General features: G+C 64.6%; 17 protein-coding genes and 2 tRNA genes. 12 read left to right on the top strand and 7 right to left on the bottom strand.

Features of this window, described 5'->3' with window-relative positions; all coding sequences use genetic code 11:
* Positions 1-70: 70 nt before the first annotated feature.
* From AC5RTE_RS12880 to AC5RTE_RS12865, 4 genes are all read left to right on the top strand, one after another.
* Positions 71-3,034 (top strand): UPF0182 family membrane protein, encoded by a 2,964-nt coding sequence (locus tag AC5RTE_RS12880; RefSeq protein WP_494042023.1) that lies wholly within the window; start codon positions 71-73, stop codon positions 3,032-3,034.
* A gap of 162 nt (positions 3,035-3,196) precedes the next feature.
* Positions 3,197-3,270 (top strand) — tRNA-Met (locus AC5RTE_RS12875).
* Between the two features lie 168 nt (positions 3,271-3,438).
* A tRNA-Met gene (locus AC5RTE_RS12870) sits at positions 3,439-3,512 on the top strand.
* A 141-nt stretch (positions 3,513-3,653) separates the two neighbouring features.
* A complete protein-coding gene (locus AC5RTE_RS12865) occupies positions 3,654-4,586 on the top strand; it encodes a cytochrome b/b6 domain-containing protein (protein WP_494041798.1) in 933 nt (310 codons plus the stop codon).
* Positions 4,587-4,623: 37 nt separating this feature from the next.
* Here AC5RTE_RS12865 and AC5RTE_RS12860 read toward each other — a convergent pair whose 3' ends face one another.
* The 3 genes from AC5RTE_RS12860 to AC5RTE_RS12850 all read right to left on the bottom strand — a co-directional run bounded on the left by AC5RTE_RS12860 (position 4,624) and on the right by AC5RTE_RS12850 (position 9,094).
* Entirely contained in the window at positions 4,624-6,054 is a 1,431-nt protein-coding gene (locus AC5RTE_RS12860) for a cryptochrome/photolyase family protein (protein WP_494041797.1), read from the bottom strand.
* Positions 6,055-6,140: 86 nt separating this feature from the next.
* On the bottom strand, positions 6,141-6,938 hold the full coding sequence (locus AC5RTE_RS12855) for a PspA/IM30 family protein (RefSeq protein ID WP_494041796.1): 798 nt from the start codon (positions 6,936-6,938) through the stop codon (positions 6,141-6,143).
* Between the two features lie 107 nt (positions 6,939-7,045).
* Entirely contained in the window at positions 7,046-9,094 is a 2,049-nt protein-coding gene (locus tag AC5RTE_RS12850; protein ID WP_494041795.1) for a TPM domain-containing protein, read from the bottom strand.
* 281 nt (positions 9,095-9,375) lie between these two features.
* On the opposite strand from AC5RTE_RS12850, the gene AC5RTE_RS12845 reads away from it, so the two are divergent.
* From AC5RTE_RS12845 to AC5RTE_RS12830, 4 genes are all read left to right on the top strand, one after another.
* A complete protein-coding gene (locus AC5RTE_RS12845; protein ID WP_494041794.1) occupies positions 9,376-10,971 on the top strand; it encodes a S1C family serine protease in 1,596 nt (531 codons plus the stop codon).
* Positions 10,972-11,234: 263 nt separating this feature from the next.
* Positions 11,235-12,035 (top strand): electron transfer flavoprotein subunit beta/FixA family protein, encoded by an 801-nt coding sequence (locus AC5RTE_RS12840; RefSeq protein WP_494042022.1) that lies wholly within the window; start codon positions 11,235-11,237, stop codon positions 12,033-12,035.
* Between the two features lie 14 nt (positions 12,036-12,049).
* Positions 12,050-13,003, top strand: a complete 954-nt coding sequence (locus AC5RTE_RS12835; RefSeq protein ID WP_494041793.1) for an electron transfer flavoprotein subunit alpha/FixB family protein — start codon at positions 12,050-12,052, stop codon at positions 13,001-13,003.
* A 3-nt stretch (positions 13,004-13,006) separates the two neighbouring features.
* Complete coding sequence (locus AC5RTE_RS12830) at positions 13,007-13,786, top strand: PIG-L deacetylase family protein (RefSeq protein WP_494041792.1); 780 nt, start codon at positions 13,007-13,009, stop codon at positions 13,784-13,786.
* Between the two features lie 77 nt (positions 13,787-13,863).
* Here AC5RTE_RS12830 and AC5RTE_RS12825 read toward each other — a convergent pair whose 3' ends face one another.
* From AC5RTE_RS12825 to AC5RTE_RS12810, 4 genes are all read right to left on the bottom strand, one after another.
* Entirely contained in the window at positions 13,864-14,742 is an 879-nt protein-coding gene (locus AC5RTE_RS12825; RefSeq protein WP_494042021.1) for an anti-sigma factor, read from the bottom strand.
* Positions 14,743-14,752: 10 nt separating this feature from the next.
* On the bottom strand, positions 14,753-15,361 hold the full coding sequence (gene sigK, locus AC5RTE_RS12820; protein WP_494041791.1) for an ECF RNA polymerase sigma factor SigK: 609 nt from the start codon (positions 15,359-15,361) through the stop codon (positions 14,753-14,755).
* A gap of 239 nt (positions 15,362-15,600) precedes the next feature.
* Positions 15,601-16,068 carry a tRNA (cytidine(34)-2'-O)-methyltransferase gene (locus AC5RTE_RS12815; RefSeq protein WP_494041790.1) on the bottom strand — a complete coding sequence of 156 codons (468 nt, stop codon included), beginning with the start codon at positions 16,066-16,068 and terminating at the stop codon, positions 15,601-15,603.
* Between the two features lie 22 nt (positions 16,069-16,090).
* The gene (locus tag AC5RTE_RS12810) at positions 16,091-17,035 is read right to left on the bottom strand and encodes a J domain-containing protein (protein WP_494041789.1); all 945 of its coding nucleotides are present in this window, start codon (positions 17,033-17,035) and stop codon (positions 16,091-16,093) included.
* Positions 17,036-17,385: 350 nt separating this feature from the next.
* On the opposite strand from AC5RTE_RS12810, the gene AC5RTE_RS12805 reads away from it, so the two are divergent.
* The 4 genes from AC5RTE_RS12805 (at position 17,386) to AC5RTE_RS12790 (ending at position 22,988) form a co-directional block, all read left to right on the top strand.
* Entirely contained in the window at positions 17,386-18,615 is a 1,230-nt protein-coding gene (locus AC5RTE_RS12805; protein ID WP_494041788.1) for a cysteine desulfurase family protein, read from the top strand.
* 148 nt (positions 18,616-18,763) lie between these two features.
* Positions 18,764-19,903, top strand: coding sequence for a tRNA 2-thiouridine(34) synthase MnmA (gene mnmA / locus AC5RTE_RS12800; protein WP_494041787.1), 1,140 nt, complete (start codon positions 18,764-18,766; stop codon positions 19,901-19,903).
* 236 nt (positions 19,904-20,139) lie between these two features.
* Positions 20,140-21,771, top strand: a complete 1,632-nt coding sequence (locus AC5RTE_RS12795; RefSeq protein ID WP_494041786.1) for an ABC transporter substrate-binding protein — start codon at positions 20,140-20,142, stop codon at positions 21,769-21,771.
* A gap of 125 nt (positions 21,772-21,896) precedes the next feature.
* Entirely contained in the window at positions 21,897-22,988 is a 1,092-nt protein-coding gene (locus AC5RTE_RS12790; RefSeq protein WP_494041785.1) for an ABC transporter permease, read from the top strand.
* The last annotated feature ends 1 nt before the right edge of the window (position 22,989 follow it).

The raw sequence follows: 22,989 nt of genomic DNA, 5'->3' as shown, positions 1-22,989 counted from the left end.
CTCGCACGCACGTTTCGAATAACTGACGACCAGCTATGAGGTACCGAGTTTGTCCCGTCCCGCCAGCACCATGTCCACAGGTAAACCCCCTTCAAGACGCGGGGCGTTGACGCCCACCCTGATCGTTGTCGCCCTGGTGGTAGTGGGCTTCATCTTCTTTGCCAATGTTTGGACCGATGTCCTCTGGTACCGGCAGCTTGGCTTCATCGAAGTGTTCGTTACCGAGAACCTGGCCCGGATCGCGATCTTCGCCGCCGGCTTCGCGGTGTTGTTCCTTGCTGTCTTCTTCGCCATCCGGATCGCCTACCAGTCCCGGCCGGTGTACGCCCCCGACTCCGAAATCCGCGACAACCTCAACCGCTACCAGGCGCAGCTCGAACCCGTCCGCCGGGTAGTCATGGTGGGCCTGCCCGTCCTCTTCGGCCTTTTTGCCGGCAGCGCCGCGGCGAGCCAGTGGCAGAAGGTCCTCCTGTTCTTCAACCAGGAACAGTTCGGCAAACAGGACCCGGAGTTCGGCCTGGACATCAGCTTCTACCTCATGACGCTGCCGTTCCTCGGTTTCGTTACCGGTTTCCTGATCAGCGTGGTGGTGATCGCCGGTATCGCAGGCATCCTGACGCACTACCTCTACGGCAGCATCCGGCTCATGGAGCGGGGGGTCTTCACCAGCCGCGCGGCGCAGATCCACATCGCCGTCACCGGCGCCGCTTTCCTGGTGCTGCTGGGCATCAACTTCTGGCTGGACCGCTACTCTGCAGTGCAGGGCAACAACGGACGCTGGGCTGGTGCCCTGTACACGGACGTCAACGCGGTCATCCCCACGAAGGCGATCCTCGCCGTGGCAGCTCTGCTGGTTGCCGTTTTGTTCGTTGTGGCTGCGGTGATCGGCCGCTGGCGCCTGCCCGTCATCGGAACCGCAATGCTGGTCATTACCTCCATCCTGGCCGGCGGCGTCTATCCCTGGGTGATCCAGCAGTTCCAGGTGCGCCCCTCCGAAGAGACGCTGGAAAAGGAATTTATCCAGCGCAACATTGAAAACACCCGTGCCGCCTATGGCCTGGATAAAATTCAAGTTGACCGGTACGACGCCACCAACACGGCCACTACAGGAGCGCTGGCGCCGGATGCCCAGACGACCGCCAACATCCGCCTGCTGGACCCGAACCTGATCTCTGACGCGTTCTCCCAGCTGGAGCAGTACCGCCCCTATTACCAGTTCCCGGAAGCGCTGAACGTGGACCGCTACGAAGTGGACGGCAAAATCCAGGACACCGTGATCGCTGTCCGGGAGCTGAACCCCACCAACGTGGCAACCAACCAGCAGGGCTGGCTCAACCAGCACGTTGTGTACACCCACGGCTACGGTGTGGTGGCGGCCAAGGGCAACAAGTTCACAGTCGACGGCAAGCCGGAGTTCCTCCAGTCGGGCATTCCCTCAACCGGCGTCCTCGGCGATGACTCGAGCTACCAGCCCCGGATCTACTTCGGCGAGTCCTCGCCGGACTATTCCATTGTTGGTGCACCGGACGGTGCCCCGGCCCGCGAGCAGGACAGGCCGTCAGGCGAGGGGGAGACCCAGTACACCTTCGAAGGCAACGGCGGGCCCAACGTCGGCACGTTCTTCAACAGGGTGCTGTACTCCATCAAGTTCCAGTCCTCCGATCTGCTGCTGTCGGACGGTGTTAACCCGGAGTCGCAGATCCTGTACGAACGCAACCCCCGTGAACGCGTGGAGAAGGTTGCCCCATACCTGACGGTTGACGGCAACGCTTACCCGGCCGTGGTGGACGGCCGGGTCAAGTGGATCGTGGACGGCTACACCACCAGCCAGTACTACCCGTACTCCCAGCAGGAGCAATTGTCGGACGCCACTGCTGACTCCCAGACCACGTCCGGGCGTGCGGTCGCCCTGCCCAACAGCACGGTCAACTACATCCGCAACTCGGTGAAGGCCACGGTTGATGCCTACGACGGGTCAGTCACCCTGTACGCCTGGGACGACCAGGATCCGCTGCTGAAGTCCTGGCAGAAGGTCTTCCCCACGTCGCTGAAACCGTTCTCGGAAATGTCCGGCGATGTCATGAGCCACGTCCGGTACCCGGAGGACCTGTTCAAGGTCCAGCGCCAGCTGCTGGGGGAGTACCACGTCACGGATCCGTCCAGCTTCTACAAGACCAACGACGCCTGGAGTGTCCCCGCGGATCCCACAGTGGACACCGACGTCAAGCAACCGCCGTTCTACATGTCCCTGCAGATGCCGGACCAGGAGAAGCCGGCCTTCCAGCTGACGTCATCGTTCATTCCGCAGATCGTCAACGGCAACGCCCGCAACGTTCTCTACGGCTTCCTCGCAGCTGACTCCGACGCCGGCAACCAGGCGGGTGTTAGAGCTGAGAGCTATGGCAAGCTGCGGCTGCTGCAGATCCCGCCGGAGATCCAGGTTCCCGGGCCGGGCCAGGCACAGAACAAGTTCAACTCTGACCCCACCGTTTCGCAGGCCCTGAACCTGCTCCGCCAAGGTGCTTCAGACGTGCTGAACGGCAACCTGCTCACACTTCCGGTGGGCGGCGGCATCCTTTACGTCCAGCCGGTTTACCTCAAGTCCACCGGTGAGACGTCCTACCCGACGCTGCAGCGTGTCCTTGTGGCCTTTGGTGACAAGGTCGGCTTCGCCCCAACCCTCGACGAAGCGCTTAAGCAGCTCTTCGGCGGCGACTCGGGGGCTGCTGCCGGTGACTCCGACAACAACGGCCAGACGCCCGCGGATCCGGCGGCTCCGGCCACCCCGGCGGGCGCAGATGCCAAGGCCGAGCTGAGGGCAGCGCTGGACGAGGCAAACGCTGCCATCCAGGCAGGCCAGGCCGCATTGTCAGCCGGTGACTTCGCAGCCTATGGTGAAGCGCAGAAGCGCATTGCAGCTGCCCTCCAAAGGGCGGTGGATGCGGAGGGCAAGATTCCGGTTGCCGCTCCCGAGGCAACTCCGGCTCCAGCTTCCACCGCGACGCCCGAGGCCACGCCTTCGCCCACCAGCTGACCACCCGGCAGCTGGCCGGCCATCGGCCTGCTGACCGGCAGCTGACCAGCACGTCGCCACCGTCGCCCGCTCCCTCCGGAGCGGGCGACGGACCGGCGAGACGGAGATCACGCCCCCGCGATTTGGCCTGGTGTTCACCGGCCGGTAAAGTAGTTCTTGCGACGCGGGGTGGAGCAGTTCGGTAGCTCGCTGGGCTCATAACCCAGAGGTCACAGGTTCAAATCCTGTCCCCGCAACTGACGGAAGTCCCGGACACTGGAAACAGTGTCCGGGACTTCCTGGTTTAAGCCGCCAGCCCGGACGCTGCGCCTGCGGGACAGCGTCACTCCCGGGTCTGGAGTTAGGCCGCCACTATGGATCGTGTAAAAACCTGCCGCCGAAGTAGGGTAGTGTTGTTTCAGCGACGCGGGGTGGAGCAGTTCGGTAGCTCGCTGGGCTCATAACCCAGAGGTCACAGGTTCAAATCCTGTCCCCGCAACTATAAGAAGGCCCCGACCGGCAGACAAGCCGGGCGGGGCCTTCTTTTTCCTTACATGTGGTTAGTTCCTAGTATTCTCTTTCGCAGAGCCTCACAGATTGTGAGCACTTCGCCAGTCATTCTCGAGAGGAATGTTGCTCGATGTCCACACCCACGAAAAGGCCCGGCACTGCCGCGGGCAAGCGGTCCCGACTCTACTGGGGTGTCCCCGCGGTCCTCGCGGTGCTGGTCCTCGTGGTGTTGATCGCCAAGTGGCTGATGGGCCTGCCCGCCGTTGCTTCATTCGTAGCAAACTATCCGGGCCATTCTGAGCTGCCGGCAGAAGCCCCGGAGGGATTCCCGGCCTGGCTTGCCTGGCAGCACTTCCTGAATGCTTTCTTCCTGCTGTTGATTATCCGCACTGGATGGCAGGTACGAACCACAACGCGCCCCAGTGGTCACTGGACGCGCAACAACAAGGGATTCATCAAGACCAAGAACCCGCCCACCAAGATCAGCCTTGAACTGTGGTTCCACCTCACCCTGGATGCACTCTGGATCCTCAACGGCCTGGTCTTCGCGGTGCTGCTGTTCGCCACGGGGCAGTGGATGCGGATCGTTCCCACCAGCTGGGATATCTTCCCGAACGCGCTTTCAGCCGCCCTTCAGTACGCCTCGCTGAACTGGCCCACCGAGAACGGCTGGGTGAACTACAACGCCCTTCAATTGCTCTCCTACTTCGTTACCGTGTTCATCGCGGCGCCGCTGGCATTCATCACTGGCCTGCGCATGTCCTCAGCCTGGCCCAAGAAGTCTGCCGGCCTCAATAAGGCCTACCCCATCGAATGGGCGCGGGCCGTCCACTTCCCGGTGATGATCTACTTTGTCGCCTTCATCGTGGTGCACGTTTTCCTGGTGCTCGCCACTGGGGCGCTGCGGAACCTCAACCATATGTACGGTGTGAGGGACGACGACGGCTGGTTCGGGTTCTGGGTCTTCCTCGCCTCGTTGGTGGTCATGACCGCGGCCTGGTTCCTGGCCCGCCCCATCTTCCTGCGGCCGATTGCGTCCCTGATGGGCAAGGTCAGCCGGTAGTACCTGCCGGCCGGCATCCGTCCCGCTCGCGGGTCCCTCAGTCCTTGAGTCGGCTGTAGGTCTCCAGGGCCCTTCCGCGCGACTCAGGCAGCCCGACCAGGGGCTTCGGGTAACCCGGCACGTTGTCGGCTTTCCACGGCTCGTGGATGGTCTTGCCGTCAAGGCGGGCGAGTTCAGGGACGAATTGGCGCAGGTACCGCCCAGCCGGATCGAACTTCTTGCTTTGCGTTACAGGGTTAAAGATGCGGAAGTAGGGGGATGCGTCCGCTCCGGAACCTGCTACCCACTGCCAGTTGGCGGGGTTGCTTGCGGCGTCAGCATCAACAAGGGTGTCCCAAAACCACTGCTCACCAATGCGCCAGTCGGCCAGCAGGTTCTTGACCAGGAAGGACGCCGTCGCCATGCGCACGCGGTTGTGCATCCAACCGGTCTGCCACAACTGCCGCATCCCCGCGTCCACCAGGGGGTAGCCGGTGCGGCCCTGCTGCCAGGCCTTCAGTTCGCCGCTGCTGAGTGACTGCCACTCAAAGCGGTCAAACTCCGGCCGGTAGTTGCGGGTGGCCAGGTTGGGGTTGGTATCCAGAAGATGCCAGCAGAATTCCCGCCAGCCGAGCTCGGACTGGAAGATCCCGACGTCGGCCGGCACCTTGCGGGGGAACCGCTGCCGGATTTCCCGCCACACCCGGAAGGGGCTGATCTCGCCGAAGCGCAGGTGCGGGGAAAGGCGGCTGGTTCCTTCGACTGCGGGCACGTTCCGGCCCGTCGCGTAGTCTTCCGCCGGTCCGTCCAGAAAGTCTTCCAGACGGCGCCGGGCACCGTCCTCTCCCGGTTCCCAAGTGTCGGCCAGGCCCCCGCTCCAGTCGGGGGAGTGCGGCAGGAGGTGCCAGCTGTGGAGATCTTCTCCGGCAGGAAGTCCCCCTCCCGGGCCTGGGGCGGGAGGGGGAAGCTGGTCCGGTGCACCGTGCGGCTCCCTGATGTCCCCTGCAGCGAGGCAGGCCCGCCAAAAGGGCGTGAACACTTTGTAGGGTCCGCCGCCGCCGGTGCGGATAGTCCAAGGTTCGAAGAGGAGGTTCGCCTGGCAGCTCGATGATGAAACGCCGTTGTCCCTGGCCCACTTCTCCACGGCGGCATCCACCGTGCGCTCCGGCAGTCCGTAGCGCCGGTTCCACAACAGGTGGGCAGCGGCCGTCTCGGCAGCCAGTTCCCGGAGAACGGTGGCCGCAGGTCCCCGGCGAAGGAGGAGCCGTGACCCTGCCTGCTCCAACGAGGTTGCCAGCGCGGAGAGCGAATGGTGCAGCCACCACCGGCTTGCTCCGCCCAGGGGCCGGATCCCCGCTGACTCCTCGTCGTGAATAAAGACAACGGTCACAGGCAAACCCAGCGCCGCCGCTTCGGTCAGTGCCGGGTTATCGTCCAGGCGGAGATCGTCGCGCAGCCAGACGATGGAAGTTGCATTGGAGGAAGCCATGCCACCACGGTACACAAACGGGCATAAGTAAGGCCGGGGTGGTGACCCCGGCCTTACTCGCCATCAGGGAAAATCCCTGCCAGCCGTCAGAGCTTGTCGAAATCAGCTTCGTTCACGGTGGACTCAGAACCCGCTGAACCGCCGGCACCCGCACCAATGGCAGGCTTGGCTGTGCCACCGGACTTCAGCGCGGCAAGGCGTGCTTCAATTTCCACCTGCTCGCCGAGGTCCTCAAGCTGGTTGAACTGGGCGTCCAGGCTGGACTCGGTGAGCTCCTGCTGTCCGCGGACCTTGGCCTCTTCGCGGCGGATCTTCTCTTCGAAGCGGCCCACTTCGCTGGTGGGATCCATGATGTCGATGCTCTTGATGGCATCGTGCACCTGCGACTGCGCGGCCGCCGTCTTGGAACGGGCCACCAGTTCGTTGCGCTTGCTGGTCAGCTGGTTGAGCTTGCCCTTCATCTGGTCCAGGCCGGTCTTGAGCTTGTCCACCACTTCGCGCTGGGAAGCAATGCTCGGTTCGGCCCCCTTGGCCTCGTTCTCCGCGGCGATCTGGCGCTGCAGTGCAACTTTGGCGAGGTTGTCAAACTTCTCCGCATCAGCCGGATTTCCGCTGGCGCGGTACTCGTCGGCCTTGCGCGACGCGGCGAGGGCCTTGTTGCCCCAGTCGCGCGAGTTCTTGACGTCCTCGTTGTAGTCGTCCTCGAGCATGCGAAGGTTGCCGATGGTCTGCGCCACGGCGGACTCTGCCTCGGCGATGTTGTTGGTGTAGTCCCGGACCATCTGGTCCAGCATCTTCTGCGGATCCTCAGCATTGTCCAGCAAAGTGTTGATGTTTGCCTTTGCCAGCTGTGCGATACGGCCGAAAATGGACTGTTTAACCATGGTGTTACCTTTCGTCCTGCTCTGTGGTGAGCACTGAAATCAGTGAACAGTTGTGTTGGTACAGATCGGTCAGCCGTGTGGTTCCGGCCGGGAGTGGGTTGCAGCTCTCAGAAGCTTCCGGAGTCGCCTCCGCCGAAGTCCCCGCCGCCAAAATCGCCACCGCCAAAGTCTCCGCCGCCCCAGCCGCCGCCGTCACTGTGGCCGCCGCCCCAGCCGCCGCCACCGCCGCCGTTGAGGATGGAGTTGATCAGGATGCCGCCGAGGATGGCACCGCCGAGTCCGCCGCCGCCTCCTCCGCCGAACATGCCGCCGCGGCCGTAGCCCTGGTTCGCGTAGCCATCGAAGTGGTCGACATCCGCCTGGGCCAGCTGGGCCGCCTGGGCAGCCAGGGCGTGGGCCTGCTGGGCGTACGTCAGGGCGGTTACCGGATCGGTGCGCGCGATGGACAGCGCGTAATCCAGGTTCCGCTGCGACTCCGCCAGCCGCGTGCGGGCTTCCGTTCCCACGCCACCGCGCCGGGCGGTGATGTAGTCGGAGGTGGCGCTGATCTGGGCCTGGGCAGACATGATGGTCTGCTGGAGCGACGCCTGGGCCCGGCGGGCCTGTTCCTGCTGGTCCCGGACACCGCTGAGCGCCTGGTCGAGTGACTGGTGGGCCGTCTCTACCCGCTGCAGTGTGGCGATGGGGTCGATCTTTCCGCCCTGGATTTCAGCCTTCACCTGGGCCAGTGCCGCTTCCACGGCGGCCACTGGGCCGGCAAGCTCCGAACGGGTTCCTGACTGGATCATTGCCCTTGCCTGCGCGAGGTCGTGGGACGTGTCCACTACTGCCGAGTCCAGGCTGCTGCGGGCCTCATCCAGGCTGGACGAGCGCTTGGAGATCGCGTCGAGGAGGACGTTCGTCTGGTGCAGGCTCTCCTCCGCGGCGCGGACTGCTACGGCGGCGAGGCTTCCTTCACCTTCACCCAGTTTCTGTTCTGCAGTGGCGGAAGCGTTCTGAACGAAAGCCAGCCGTTCCTTCGCCTGCAGGATGTTGTCCGAAACCTGTGCCAGCGCGGTCTCGGCATACTTGCTCCGAAGCGCGGTGAGGGACTGTTCGGCGCTGGAGATTTTCGCGTCAGCTTCCTGGGCTCCGGCGTTAACGGCTGCGAGTGCGCGGGGGGCGTTCTTTTCCAGCTCCCGGAGGGAATCGAAGTCTGCCTTCTGCTCCTGGAGTGACGCCAGTGCCGCCTCAGACCGGCGGATGATTTCGCCGAGCCAGGCGCGCTGCTGCTCTTCGGTGTCAGGAATGTGGTCGTCCAACTGCTGCTGCAGCTTGAACGATTCGGTCATGTGGCCCTTGGCTTCTTCGAGTGCCTTGGTGAAGTTGCCGACGGCGGAGTCGCCGTACTGCGCCTGGGCGAACATGAGTTCCTGCTCGCTGGACTTGATGGCGTCGTCGGCCTCGATGAGGAGGGAGCCGCTCTTGCGGCGCAGCTCCTCGATGGTGTGTGACGCCAACGGATCAACTTCGGCACCCTGCGGACCGTAGCTCGCGCTGGACGCCTGAGTGGCAGCTTTCCTGCGCTTGTTGCGGAAGTACAGGTACGCGCCGGCACCGCCAGCAGCCACGACTCCTGTTCCTACCAGGACAGCTGCGCCGGCACCGTCACCCGAGGGGACGTTGCCGCTGCCGCCGCCGGCTGCATCGCCGACTGCCGCAGCAGTGTCGATGGCTGCCTGCGCGAAATCACGCTTTCCGGCACCGAGGTTGGCGGCAATGGCGTTCTGCGAGATGTTGGAGCGCTTCGAGTAGATGGAGCTCGCCGAGTTCGGGGCGAAGTAATACCGCCCCTGATCTGTTGCTATGGCGAGAATGACATCAGCACGGCCCATGCCTTTTGCCTTGGCTACTTCCTGTCCCCAGGCGGCAGGATCGGCCGGGTTCTCGAAGGACCTAACCGTGACAACGTAGAGGTTGTACTTGTGGTCCTTCAGAAGCTTTTGTACGGCTTCCTGAACCTCGCCCTTGCGGCCGCCAAGGACATTGGCGTTGTCAACGACGTTTGTTCCGGACGGAATGGTGACCGGCGGCTCAGCCGAGGCCGCACCGGCAGGCACTGCCAGCAGCCCGGTAAGGCCGATCACGGCGAGAATACGTATGAACTTTGACCGCATGTGCAACCCTTCAGCACGCCTGACACCGATTCGGGACGAACCGGTCGTCTCAGAATGCAGCAGCGCCCCCACGCATGTGTGTAGCCGCAGGTCGCTGTGGCAATCATCTTGATTCTATGGTGCACCCCACAGGCCGTCCATTGAGCCGAATATGCCACCAGCGAAACGGTCGGAAACCGTGGGAACAGGCATAGGAACTCCAGCAAGCTCTCAGCAAACATCCGAGCTTGTTACAGGCAGGGAGTCCATAGTTAATTCAGACGAGGATGAAAGGAAGTCCCATGACTGAGAACCAAACCCCCGGCGTGTCTCCTGAGGGCCGCGGACCGGGCGGCCAGGATCCCTGGCAGCAGCCCACCGCCGACGCCGGGCGCAGCGCCGGGCAGGTTCCGGGTGCGGATGACGCAGTAGCCTCAAGCCGCGGGAACCCCACCGAGGAACTTCCGGGAGCGCGCCCGGCCTACCCGCAGCGCCAGCCGTCTCTCCAGCGCCAGCCGTTCTACGGACAGCCCGCTGCAGAGCAGACAAGCCCGGACCAGTCAGCGCACCACGAAGCCCCGGGGTCCCAAACCCACGACGGCTACTACGGCCAGGGCCAGCACAACGCCCAGTACACCGCACCCGGCGGTTATGGAGGCATGGTTCCAAACCCGAAGGACGCTCCGCGCAGGAAGGCGTCTTTTGGCGTCGGCACCTTGGTGGCTAGCATCCTGGCTGCAGGCCTGGTGGGCGGGGGAGTAGCAACCGTTGGCGCCGGTGAATTCTTTGACAACTCCGGTTCCACGGCTGCCACCAGCAGCAACAGCCAGCCCGGAACCGTCATCGTCAACAACCAGGATGACGTGAACGCCATAACGGCGGCCGCATTGAAGGCCTCGCCCAGTGTGGTGACCATCAGCGCTTCAAGCGGCGGCGCGGGGGGCACGGGTTCCGGCATCATTCTGGACGACCAGGGCCATGTCCTCACTAATACGCACGTGGTCACTCTGGATGGCCAGTCGGCCAACGCCGCCCTCGAAGTCCGGACCAGCGATGGCAGGGTTCTTACTGCCAAACTGGTCGGCACCGACCCTTTGTCAGACCTCGCCGTTATCAAAGTGGATAACGCCTCCGGCCTTACACCTGCCACGCTGGGCGACTCGGGGAAGCTCAACGTCGGCGACACTGCCATTGCCATCGGCTCACCGCTGGGTCTGACGGGCACGGTGACTGACGGTATTGTCTCCACGCTCAACAGGACCATCAGTGTCGCCTCTGCTGCAGCCCCGGAAGAGGGAGACAGCGCCGAGGGCGACGACGAGGGCGGGTTCCAGTTTGCACCCCCGGGGGGCGGCCAGAGCCAGCAACCGACGGCCCAGAACGACATCTCCATCAACGTGATCCAGACCGATGCCGCCATCAACCCCGGCAACTCAGGCGGTGCCCTGGTCAACAGCAGCGGCGAGATCATCGGCGTCAACGTGGCCATCGCCTCGGCCGGATCTGACTCACTGTCCTCCTCCAGCGGCAACATCGGTGTGGGCTTCAGCATCCCCATCAACCACGCCAAACGGGTTGCGCAGGAGATCATCGATACCGGGAAGGCGTCACATGGGCAGCTGGGCGTCAGCGTCAAAGAAAAGCCCGCCTCCAGCAACGGTTCGGGTTTCTCCGTCGGCGCGGATGTCGCCACCCTTGAGCCCGATTCGGCTGCGGCCAAAGCCGGAATCAAAGTGGGCGACGTCATCACCAAGTTCAACGATCTCGCCATCGGTGAACCGGAGCAGTTGACGGCAGCCGTACGCGAACAGCCTGCTGGTGCAAAGGTCAGGATCTCCGTCCTGCGCAACGGTGCAGAGCAAACCCTGGATGTCACCCTGGGGGCCGCAGCCAGCTAGCACCGCGCTTGCAGCAAGGACAGGAGACCAAGGAAGGCTCGACGGCGGTGTCCCCACTTCGGCGGGGACGTCGCCGTCGTCATTTGGGAACACCAGCGGAAAAGCTGATGGCCCTGACACAGGCGTTAACGGAAGTCGGCGCGCGGGCGCGCCTATGTGGTTAGCTAGGACCTACCCGTACGCCGGGCATTCCGCGGCCATGACCTCACCCGGCTGGCTGTCCACAAGCATGGAAGGCTGCTGTCGATACAGTGGAGAAGACATTGAAGATCATCGTCCTGGTCAAGCATGTACCGGACGCCCAGTTCGACCGTCACCTCAACGGGGAGGGGTACACGACGGACCGTGACGAAAGCATTTTGTCCGAACTGGACGAGTATGCGCTGGAGGCCGCCCTGCAGCTGGCCGAGGCGCGCGGTGGCAGCAAGGCAGGCAACCAGGTCATCGCCCTCAGCATGGGTCCCGCCGGTGCGGTGAACTCGGTCAAGAAGTCCCTGCAGATGGGTGCAACCGAGGGCGTGCACCTGTCGGACCCCGCCCTGGCGGGCTCGGACGCAGCCGCTACATCGCTGGCGCTTTCCGCAGCCGTCCGGTACCTGGGCCAGGACGCCCCGGTGGACCTGATCATCACCGGTATGGCCTCGACCGATGGCGAGACCTCCCTGGTACCGGCGCAGCTGGCTGAACGCCTCAACCTTCCCCAGGTCACGTTCGCCTCGTCCTTGGACGTGGACGGCGGACGGCTCGTGGCCCGGCGCGATGCGGACATGAGTTCCGAGACGGTGGAGGCCGACCTCCCCGCGCTGGTCTCAGTGACCGACCAGATCAACGAGCCGCGCTACCCCAACTTCAAGGGCATCATCGCCGCCAAGCGCAAGACCATCACCACCCTGTCCCTCACCGACGTCGGAGTCGATCCTGCCCAGGTGGGGCACGCCGGTTCCTGGACCACTGTGACCAACGCCGAGGAGCGGCCACCGCGCACCGCCGGCACCATCATCACCGACGAAGGCGACGCCGGCATCAAGCTGGTTGACTTCCTGGCCGCCCAGAAGCTGCTCTAAGAGGGAACACCAACATGGCAAAAGTACTTGTTTTCATAGACAACCCCGGCGCCGGGCTCAAGAAGAGCAGCCTTGAACTGCTCACCCTGGCACGTTCCCTTGGCGAAAGCGTTGTTGCCCTTAACGGGGAACTGCACCAGGAAGTGTCAGCTGCGTTTGCGGAGTATGGTGTCAGCGCTGTCCTTCGCCCCTCTGTGCAGGACCTGGACGACTACCTGGTGGCGCCCAAGGCTGCCTACCTTGCGGCCGCAGCCCAAAGCACCGGGGCCACCATCGTGCTGCTCGACAATTCCCCGGAAGGCAAAGAAATCGCCGCCCGGCTGGGCATCCGCCTCGCTGCCGGTGTCATTACCGACGTCGTGGGCGTGGATGCCGACGGGACAGCCCACAAATCCGTCCTTGCCGGCTCCTACAACACGTCGTGCAAGGCCACCACGCCCGTGTCCGTGCTGACCATCAAGGCCAACAACATTGTTCCGGAGCCGGCCGCCGCACCCAGTGCGCCGGAAACCCTTACGGTCGACGTTCCGGTTGGAAGCGCTGAGGCGGCAGCCCGGATTACAGCCCGTGAGCAGAAGGTTGCCAGCGGCCGCCCGGACCTGACGGACGCCCGCATCGTGGTGGCCGGCGGGCGTGGCCTCGACGGCGACTTCGGTCCCGTCGAAGAACTGGCAGACGCACTGGGAGCGGCCGTGGGAGCCTCACGTGCAGCCACAGACGCCGGCTGGATCAGCCACGATGCCCAGGTGGGGCAGACCGGCAAGACCGTTTCGCCGCAGCTGTACATTTCTGCCGGCATTTCCGGTGCGATCCAGCAGAAAGCCGGCATGCAGACGGCAAAGGTGATAATTGCGGTGAATAAGGACGCCGAATCACCGGTGTTCGAGATCGCGGATTTCGGCATCGTCGGCGACCTCTTCGACGTCCTTCCGCAGGCGACGGCAGAGATCAAGAAGCGAAAAGGCTGATTATTGGCTGCCTTCGCTGCGCCCTTCGAGAGCCCGTTCGACCCGGCCACGGACCGGGTTGGGCGGGTGCTCTGTTTTGCGGCGCACCCGGACGACATTGACTTCGGCGCCGCGGGTACCATTGCGGCCTGGACGGCGGCTGGTGTCCACGTCAGCTACTGCATCATGACCGACGGTGACGCCGGTGGTTTCGATCCGGCCCACCGCGCAAACATCATTGCCATGCGCGACGCCGAGCAGCGCCGTGCCGCAGAACTGGTGGGGGTGTCCGATATCCACTACCTGCATCAGCGCGACGGCTACCTCGAGCCTTCGCATGAGGTAATGCAGGGCGTGGTGAAGCTCATCCGCGAACTGCGGCCCGACGTCGTTCTTTCCATGCATCCGGAACGGAACTGGCGGCGGCTCCAGAAGAGCCACCCTGACCACCTTGCCGTAGGGGAGGCCGTGACCCGCGCCGTGTACCCCGCCGTGGAAAATCCGTTCGCATACCCGGAACTTGCCGGGGCCGGGCTGGAGGCGTACAAGCTGCCGTGGCTTTGGCTGTACGCCGGCCCGGACGAACGGGAAAATCATTTCGTTGACGTCACCGCGCACGTGGAGGCAAAGCTGAAGGCCATCCATGTCCACGTAAGCCAGCACCCGGATGTCGAGGCCATGGAATCAGCAGTCCGCCAGGGGATGCAGGTGAATGCTGCGCGGGCCGGATTTCCCGAAGGACACAGCGCCGAAGCGTTTCACGTTGTTGCTGTCAACGGACCCGGAACGATCGCCGGTTTCTAGCGTCCGCAGGCCACGAAAAACGCCACGCGGCTTTCGTTATCGGAAGCCGCGGGGCGTTTTTGCGCGCTCAGCCGGTGCTACGCGTCCAGGCGTGCGGCAGCAACCGTGGGAAGAGTGGGGGACTTGGATCCGCCGGCAGGCTCCACGGTGATCCCGAGAGCGGCGGCAGAGGCAATCCCCTCCACGACAGCAGGCTTGGACAGTGCCTCCGCATCCATGAGCCCCTGTGAGACTGGAGCTGAACCGTCCTTGGGGATCAGCCACATCTGGTAAACCTTGCCCTCGGGCGGGGCAGGAACGTCTTTCATCCTCACCACCGCGGCGTCCCGGGACGACGAGACCTGGACGGTGGCAGTACCGCCCCCGGCCACGTCCACCGAAGCTTCCCGGAGGTCTCCTGCCCGGACCACCTGCTTCAGGGGGTCATTTTGGTCGGCGATGTAAGACCCGACGCCCACTCCACCCAGCGCCAGCGCTGCTGCCGCCGCGATTCCGGCAAACCAGCGCCGGGCACCGGCCGGACGGCGCCGTTCCTCCCGGCGCTGCCGCGCCTTGGCGAGTTCATCACCAGAGCCCTGTGCGCCCGCTTGAGCGCCGGCCCCGGCTGACACGGCGGAATCAGGGGACGGCGCTGCACCGGTGTCCGGGCGCGCGTCTGCCGGCGGGCTCTGGGCCGGCAGTTGGGCGACGATCCGGTGGAAAAGGTCCGCGGGGGGCTCTTCCTCCGCCGCGAAAGTCCGGGAGAGTGTTTCCCTGGATTGGTTGACACGTTCGTAGAAGGAGTCCCGTTCCGCTGCCAGTGCCGTTGACATGTACTGCTCTATGGCCCGGCGTTCCCCGTCCGTTACCGCATCCAGCGCATACAGCTCGGCGAGGTCAACAGCGCGGCCCGAAGCGAGGTCGGCGGCAACGGTGTCGCCGAAGGCGCCGGGTCGGCCATTGTGTCCACTATTCATTTCGGTCATCTCAACTCACCCCCAAACAGGTCTTCAAGCGGATCAGTCCGTCGCGGATGCGGGACTTTATGGTGGGAACTGCGGTATTCAAGCGTTCTGCGACTTCGCGGTAGGTCAGGCCTCCGTAGTAGGCGAGGCGGACCGATTCCTGTTGCGTCTCGGTCAGCGTGCCCAGGCACCGAACCACGGCCTGCGCTTCGAGCCTGCTGTCCACCTCGTCGGACACACTGTCGTGGTCGACGTCCTGGGTACTGGCACCGTAACGGGCTTCGCGGTCAGTGGCCGATTGTGCTGACCGGACTTTGTCCACTGCACGCCGATGCGAGATGGTCATGAGCCAGGAGAGCGGGGTGCCGGCAGCCCTGTCGAACTTCGCCGCATTCTGCCAGACCTGAAGGAACACTTCCTGCGTGGTGTCCTCGCTGAGTTCGGCATCTATCAGGACCCTGCGCGCCATGCCGTACACGCGGCGGGACGTCAGCTGGTAGAACTCCGCGAATGCTGCACGGTCGCCCTGGCCTATCTGCTCCAGCAGCGCAGCGAGGCGGTGGCTGGCGTCGGCCGGTGGGTCTGTCACCGTGGCCGGAGCCTCCGAATGAGGTGCGTTGGGAGTTTCCATCACTGACAAGCATAAGTCTCCAAGGGACGGATCCTCTGCGCTCCCACCGGGGATGCGGCGGGATCTCCTGGAATCGGCCCGGAGAAGTGTCACCTGCCGCTCCTTCATCACTGTGGACTGTAATCAAAAGGGATTCGGTACGGCGGCGGTGGTGGATGGGCCGGGACCCGGAATTGTTTGGCTGGCAGTTCCTGCGGAACGGCAAACGGTACGGCCGCTCTGGGCCAGGTCCCGTGGCGTCAGAGCCGCGCCCCGGCAAAGCCCTGCTGGCGCCAGGCTTCGTACACGGCAATGGAGGCGGCGTTGGCAAGGTTCAGCGAGCGCAGCGCCGGCAGCATGGGCAGCCGCACGGTGGAGGTGACGTGCGGATCGGTTTTCAATTCCGGCGGCAGGCCCACCGATTCCCGGCCGAACATCAGGACGTCGCCGGGCTCGTAGGCGATGTCCGTGTAGCTGGCACTTCCGTCAGAGGTAAAGGCATAGACGCGCTCCGGCTGGAGATGCTGCCAGGCCTCCTCGATGGTCCCGTGCACGGTGACGACGGCGAGGTCGTGGTAATCCAGGCCGGCCCGGCGGAGTTTCGCATCCGAAAAGTCGAAGCCCAAGGGCTCCACCAGGTGCAGTTCGGCGCCGGTGATGGCGGCCAGGCGGATGGCGTTGCCGGTGTTGCCGGGAATTTCGGGGGCGTGGAAGAGGATGCGGAACACGGTCCCATCCTAGTCAACGCGGTCAGTGCATGCCGCGCAGCAGCCTGGCCAGTACCGGCACGTTGACAGTGTTGGGAGCCGGCCCGGACGCCAGGAACTCCTTCAGGCCCCGCACCATTCCGGCTGCGTTAACGATCCTGACCGTCTCCAGTGCGCCGGCTGAGCGGCGGTGCTGGTCGATCACCGGCTCGTGCAGGTTTCCTCCCGGGCTGTGCACAACAGTCCAGCCGGTGACATTGAGTTCCGGGAAGATGTCCTGCATGGCCCATACAACGTGTGCCAGTTGCGGCGGGGCTACCGAGCGTCCGCCATGGTTCAAAGTCCTGCCGTCCCAGGCATAGGCGCCCTTGGGCAAAAGCATGGAGCCAATCAGCGCCAGCCGGTAGCCGGACAGCACGGCGTGGTCGATGTGGCTGTTGTCCGCCGGTGACTGGAGCCCGTTGATAAGACGCGCCGCCGGGATGGCGGGCAGCACCTGGCGGGTCAGCAGCTGGACGGTGCGCATTTCCCGTTGGATCCGCGCTTCAGCGCCGAAGATCCCGCGCTTCCGCGGCATGCCGTGGACCTGCTGACTGGCTTCAGACAGCGGGATCAGGGGGACCCCGCCGTCGGCCGTGGAACCGAAGGGCGGGACGTAGACCGGAGGGTCACCGGCGGTGTTGCGGCTGCCGCCCGGCCTGTGGACGGTGGCGGAGGCCCTGCTGCCCGCCGGCGGTGCGTCAAAGTGCGGCTCCGCGTCCGTTTTCGCCCCGGCCGTGCCGGCCGCGTAGGACCGGTCGTAGGCTTTCCTGCGCTGGGGATCGATAAGGGTTTCGTAGGCGCTGGTTACGCGGCGGAAGGCGGCCGCGTCCCCGCCGTGGTCCGGGTGGGCGGTGCGTGCAGCACGCCGATAGGCCACCTTGATTTCTTTTTCCGTGGCAGTGACTGCCACGCGAAGCACCTGATAGTGGGAGCTGCTCTCGGTCAAGCACTCATCCTTCTGTTGGTGTGGCCATCCGCCGGGCAGCCCTGTGGGCCCAGCTTATCGGCCTTTGCCCTGACAACGATCGCCCCGGTGTTGAGGGTTCCCGGCCTCCGATTCAGGCGGGGCTGCGTCTGGACTCGTCAAGGTTGCGGCCTGCGGCGGCGGGGCATTGGAACGAATCGGAGTGGGGGTGGAAGAGCGGACGACGGCGGGGCGGGCCCCCAGTGCCTGGCCGGGAAAAGCGCCGGTGACGGCATGCGGATCAACCAGTCGGTGCTGGTAAAGGGTGATGACCGCGCGTCCATGGTGGCCCCCCCGCCGTCCAGCCAGCGTGGTGTCGCTAGAATTGGAGGGTGCCCGTTTACCTCGACCACGCAGCCACCACGCCACTTTCTGCCGAGGCGCTGGCTGCCCTGACGCGCGAGCTGGCCCGTACCGGAAACCCGTCTTCCCTTCATGGCTCCGGCCGCAGGGCGCGCAGAGCTGTGGAAGATGCCCGCGAAGACCTCGCCGCAGCGGCGGGCGCCCATCCTTCGGAAGTCATCTTCACCTCCGGCGGCACCGAAGCGGACAACCTTGCCGTCAAGGGCCTCTATTGGTCCAGGACGGGGGAGAACCCGGCACGGCGGCGCGTCCTGTGTTCCGCCGTCGAACACCACGCGGTGATGGACACCGTCGAGTGGCTGGAACGGCACGAAGGCGCGGAGGTCACCTGGCTTCCGGTTGACGCAGAGGGAGTGTTGGATCTGGCCTTCCTCGAAGCGGAGCTATCCCGGGACCCGGACACCATTGCCCTGGTGACCGTGATGTGGGCCAACAACGAGGTGGGAACCATCCAGCCCATCGGGCGCGTAGTGGAACTCGCGCACGCGGCCGGTGTTCCCGTCCACTCCGACGCGGTCCAGGCCTTCGGATCGTTGCCCGTTGACTTCAAGGCCTCGGGCCTGGACGCCATGTCCGTCTCGGGACACAAAATTGGCGGACCGGTAGGAGTAGGTGCACTGCTGCTGGGAAGGTCGGTGATACTTACCCCGGTCCAGCATGGCGGGGGCCAGGAACGCGACGTCCGCTCCGGCACCCTGGACACCGCTTCCATCGCCGCGTTCGCGGCTGCGGCCAGGAGTGCCACTGCGAGCCTCGGCCACGAATCCGCCCGGATTGCAGCTCTTCGTGACCGCCTGATCGACGGCGTCCGGGACCGGGTGCCGGAGGCAGTTTTGCGCGGCCCGGCCGGGAACGGCCGCCTCCCGGGAAACGCCCACTTTACCTTTCCCGGCTGCGAAGGCGACTCCCTGCTGTTCCTCCTGGATTTGGCGGGCGTGGAGTCATCCACCGGGTCAGCCTGCACAGCGGGGGTGCCGCGTCCCTCGCACGTGCTGCTCGCCATGGGGCTGGATGAGGAGACCGCGCGCGGGGCGCAACGCTTCACGCTGGGGCATGCCTCACGGGATGAGGATGTGGACGCGCTGCTGGCGGCGCTTCCCGACGCGTATTCGAGGGCGCGGCAGGCAGGCATGGCCGGCCATGAGTCCTCCATCCAGACAGCCGGCACCGTAGCCCGACAGGGTTTGGGCAGCCGCTGACATTGCCTTCCCGGCAGGCCGTAGAATGGATAGGCGAAGATCGTTTCCGCAAGCGTGCCTGCCTTTCCAACAACCTTTCTGGCAGCACCGGTAAAGCGGTCCGCAGCGCCGGCCACGAGCCGGAAAAGAACCCCAACAGGAAGCCAAAATGCGAGTTCTAGCAGCCATGAGCGGCGGAGTTGACTCCGCCGTCGCAGCCGCCCGCGCCGTCGAGGCGGGACACGACGTCGTCGGGGTCCACCTGGCGCTGTCCCGCATGCCCGGCACGCTGCGCACCGGAAGCCGGGGCTGCTGCACCATCGAGGACTCCCGTGACGCGTGGCGCGCCTGCGACGTCCTGGGAATTCCGTACTACGTGTGGGACTTTTCCGAACGCTTCAAAGAGGACGTTGTCCAGGACTTCATCGACGAGTACGCTGCGGGCCGAACGCCCAATCCGTGCATGCGCTGCAACGAACGGATTAAGTTCGCGGCGCTGCTGGAAAAGGCCATAGCCCTCGGCTTCGACGCCGTCTGCACCGGACACTATGCCAAGGTCATCGAGGACGCCGACGGCAACCGTGAACTCCACCGTGCCGCAGACTGGGCCAAGGACCAAAGCTACGTCCTGGGCGTCCTGACCCACGAGCAGCTTAAGCACTCGATGTTTCCGCTGGCCGAGACCCCCTCGAAGGCTGAAGTGCGTGCAGAGGCGGAACGGCGGGGCCTCTCGGTGGCCAACAAGCCGGACAGCCACGACATCTGCTTCATCCCGGACGGCGACACCGCCGGCTGGCTGGCCGAAAAGATCGATATGTCCACCGGTGACATCGTGGACGAAACAGGCACCAAAGTCGGGGAGCATCCCGGCGCCAACGCCTTCACCGTCGGCCAGCGCCGCGGCCTGAAACTGGGTACTCCAGCAGCCGACGGCAAGCCGCGGTTCGTCCTGGAGATCCGGCCCAAGGAAAACAAGGTGGTGGTCGGTCCCGAGGCCCTGCTGGCCATCGACGAGATCCGCGGCATCAAGGTGTCCTGGGCGGGACTGCCTATCGCGGAGGTGGAGACCGGCGCGGAGTTCGACTGCTACGCCCAGGTCCGCGCGCACGGGGACCCTGTCCCGGCGACCGCCCGCATGGAACTTCCCGAAAACGGGCCGGACGCTGCCGGCGGACAGTTGGTGGTCAGGCTGACCAACCCCCTCCGCGGCGTGGCCCCCGGGCAGACCGTGGTCCTTTACCAGGGCAGCCGGGTCCTCGGCCAGGCAACCATCGACGCCGCGCGCTCCCTTCAGCGAGCCGAACTCTAACCGCACTGGCAGACTCAAACGCCGCCCCGTTCCGCCGGGGCGGCGTTCTTTTTTGCGCCGGTCGCCGGGAAGTGAACAGGGCCCAGGTAAATTTTGTGTCTCAACTCACTAAATGGGCGCTTGTGGGGGTTGACTCTCTGATTGAATCTAGCCATCAGCACAGCGCGCTCCCGCCTCAGCAGAGGCACCCTACAGGGGTCGGCGGGGCGCGCACTCATCGAACAGAGAGTTCACAGATGACGAAGAGCAACAGGACACTGCACGGCGCGATCGCGCTGGCAGGTATCTCGGCACTTGCACTGACGGCCTGCACGGGCCCCTCAGGCGGCGGCGGAACATCAACCGGCGAGGCCGGCGGCGGTGCCATCACCTACGGAACCACTGACAAGGTCGTCACGCTGGATCCAGCCGGTTCGTACGACGGCGGCTCGTTCATGGTGATGAACCAGATTTACCCCTTCCTGCTTAATTACAAGCCCGGTACCGCCGACGCCAGCCCCGACATCGCCGAGTCAGCGTCCTTCACCAGCCCCACCGAGTACACGGTGAAACTAAAGCCGGGCCTGAAGTTCGCCAACGGAAACACCCTCGACTCCTCGGACGTCGTCTTCTCCTTCAACCGAGTGAAGGCCATCGACGATCCCAACGGCCCCGCCTCGCTCCTCTCGAACATGGAGAAGATTGAGGCGACGGACGCCAACACTGTCGTCTTCACCCTCGCCGCCGGAAACGACCAGGTGTTCCCGGGCGTCCTTGCCTCCAACCCGGGACCGATCGTGGACGAGCAAGTCTTCCCCGCGGACAAAATCATGGACGACGACGCGATCGTTGCCGCGAAGCCGTTCGCAGGCCAGTACACGATCGAAAGCTACAAAAAGAACGAGCTGATCAGCTTCAAGCCCAACCCTGACTACCAGGGCCTTCTGGGTGCGGCCGCCAACGACGGCGCCACACTTAAGCACTATGCTGACCCGAACAACCTGAAACTCGACGTCCAGCAGGGCAACATCGACGTCGCCGGCCGCATCCTCACCGCCACCGACGTCTCGGACCTGGAAAAGGACTCCAAGGTCAAGGTCCACAAGGGCCCCGGCGGTGAGCTCCGCTACATCGTCTTCAACTTCGACACCATGCCCTTCGGCGCGAAAACTCCGGAGGCTGATCCGGCCAAGTCCCTGGCCGTCCGTCAGGCTGTCGCGCACCTCGTTGACCGCGATGTCATCGCCTCCCAGGTTTTCAAGAACACCTATACTCCCGTGTACTCGTATGTCCCCAAGGAATTCGAGGGAGCCACGGAGCCGCTGAAGAGCCTCTACGGTGACGGCAGCGGCAAACCCAGCCTGGACAAGGCCAAGAAGGTCCTGGCCGACGCCGGCATCACCTCGGTGGTTGACCTCAAACTGCAGTACACGGACCGCTACGGCACATCCGCCGCCGACGAGTACGCCCTCGTGAAGGAACAGCTCGAAAAGTCCGGCCTCTTCACCGTGGACCTCAAGTCCACGGAGTGGACCACGTACACCAAGGAACGCCGGGCTGACGCCTACCCGGCCTACCAGCTCGGCTGGTTCCCGGACTACTCGGACGCGGACAACTACCTGACCCCGTTCTTCATCCCCGGCAACTTCCTCGGCAACCACTACGAAAACGCCGCCGTGACGGACATTGTGAAGAAGCAGCTGGTGACCACCGACAAGGCGGAGCGGAGTGAACTGCTGGGCCAGGCCCAGGAAGCCATCGCCAAGGATCTGTCCACGTTGCCACTGCTGCAGGGTGCCCAGGTGATGGTGGCGGGAACGGATGTCCAGGGAGTCGAAAAAACCCTTGACCCCTCGTTCAAGACCCGTCTTGGCGTGATGTCGAAGTAGGTCAACCGCCGGCCGGTTATGACCGCACGCGGGGCGGGACGCCTGCACGGCGTCCTGCCCCAACGTGCTGGCTGCAGTCCCGCACTCCTGCGCCGCGGTGCCGGCAACCACAACCTTAGGTACCCATGACAACACTTATCGACGCGCCCCCGAGCGACGCGGACGGCCTGCTGCCGCCCACAAAGAAAACTTCCGGCGGGGGGCTGGGCCAGTACATCCTGATCCGGTTCCTGCTGATCTTCCCTACGATCTTCATCCTCGTGACCATGGTCTTCTTCCTGATGAGGATCACCGGTGACCCCATCACGGCAGCGATGGGAGGCCGGCTCCCCGAGGACCAGCTCCAGGAGCGCATCCAGGCGGCCGGCTACGACCGGCCCCTCCTGATCCAATACTTCGAATACCTCGGCCAGCTGGCCACCGGCAACTTCGGCCGCACCCTCACGGACAACCGGGCTGTCGTCGAAATGCTCACCACCTATGGCTCGGCCACCCTGGAACTGACCATCAACGCACTGCTCGTCGCCCTCCTGGTGGGGATCCCCCTCGGAATGGTCGCTGCTCACCGCCGGGACAAAGCACCCGACGCCGTCCTGCGGGTTTTCGCCATCCTTTGCTACGCCACTCCCGTGTTCTTCGCGGGAATGCTGCTCAAGCTCACCTTCTCCGTCTGGCTGGGCTGGCTCCCGGTGGCAGGAAGGGCTAAAACATCCAGCGAGCTCGCCCTGACGTCACTCGAGGCGCCCACCGGGATCTACTGGCTGGACGCACTTCGCAGCGGAAACGTGGCTGCGCTTACGGACGTCCTGGCCCACGCTGTCCTTCCCGCGGTGGCACTGGGACTCCTGACTGCGGGAATCTTCCTCCGCCTTGTCCGGACCAACGTGATCGGAACCCTCGGCAGGGATTACGTGGAGGCCGGCCGGTCCAGGGGAGTCAGCGAATTCCGCCTGGTCACCAAGCACGCCTACAAGCCCGCCCTGATCCCCATCATCACCGTGATGGGCCTGCAGATAGCCGTCATGCTCGGCGGCGCGGTGCTGACGGAAAAGACGTTCGAATGGAAGGGCCTGGGCTTCCAGCTGGCCAACTACCTCACGGCCCGCGACTTCGTCGCCGTCCAGGGCATCGTGGTGCTGCTCGCCATCATCGTGGCCATGACCAACTTCATCGTGGACATCATCGCCGCGCTGATCGATCCCCGCGTGAGGTACTGAC

The organism is Arthrobacter sp. K41 (assembly GCF_059089645.1).
Note: the sequence above shows the minus strand (reverse complement) of the source record. Positions and strands in the feature narration are given on the sequence as shown.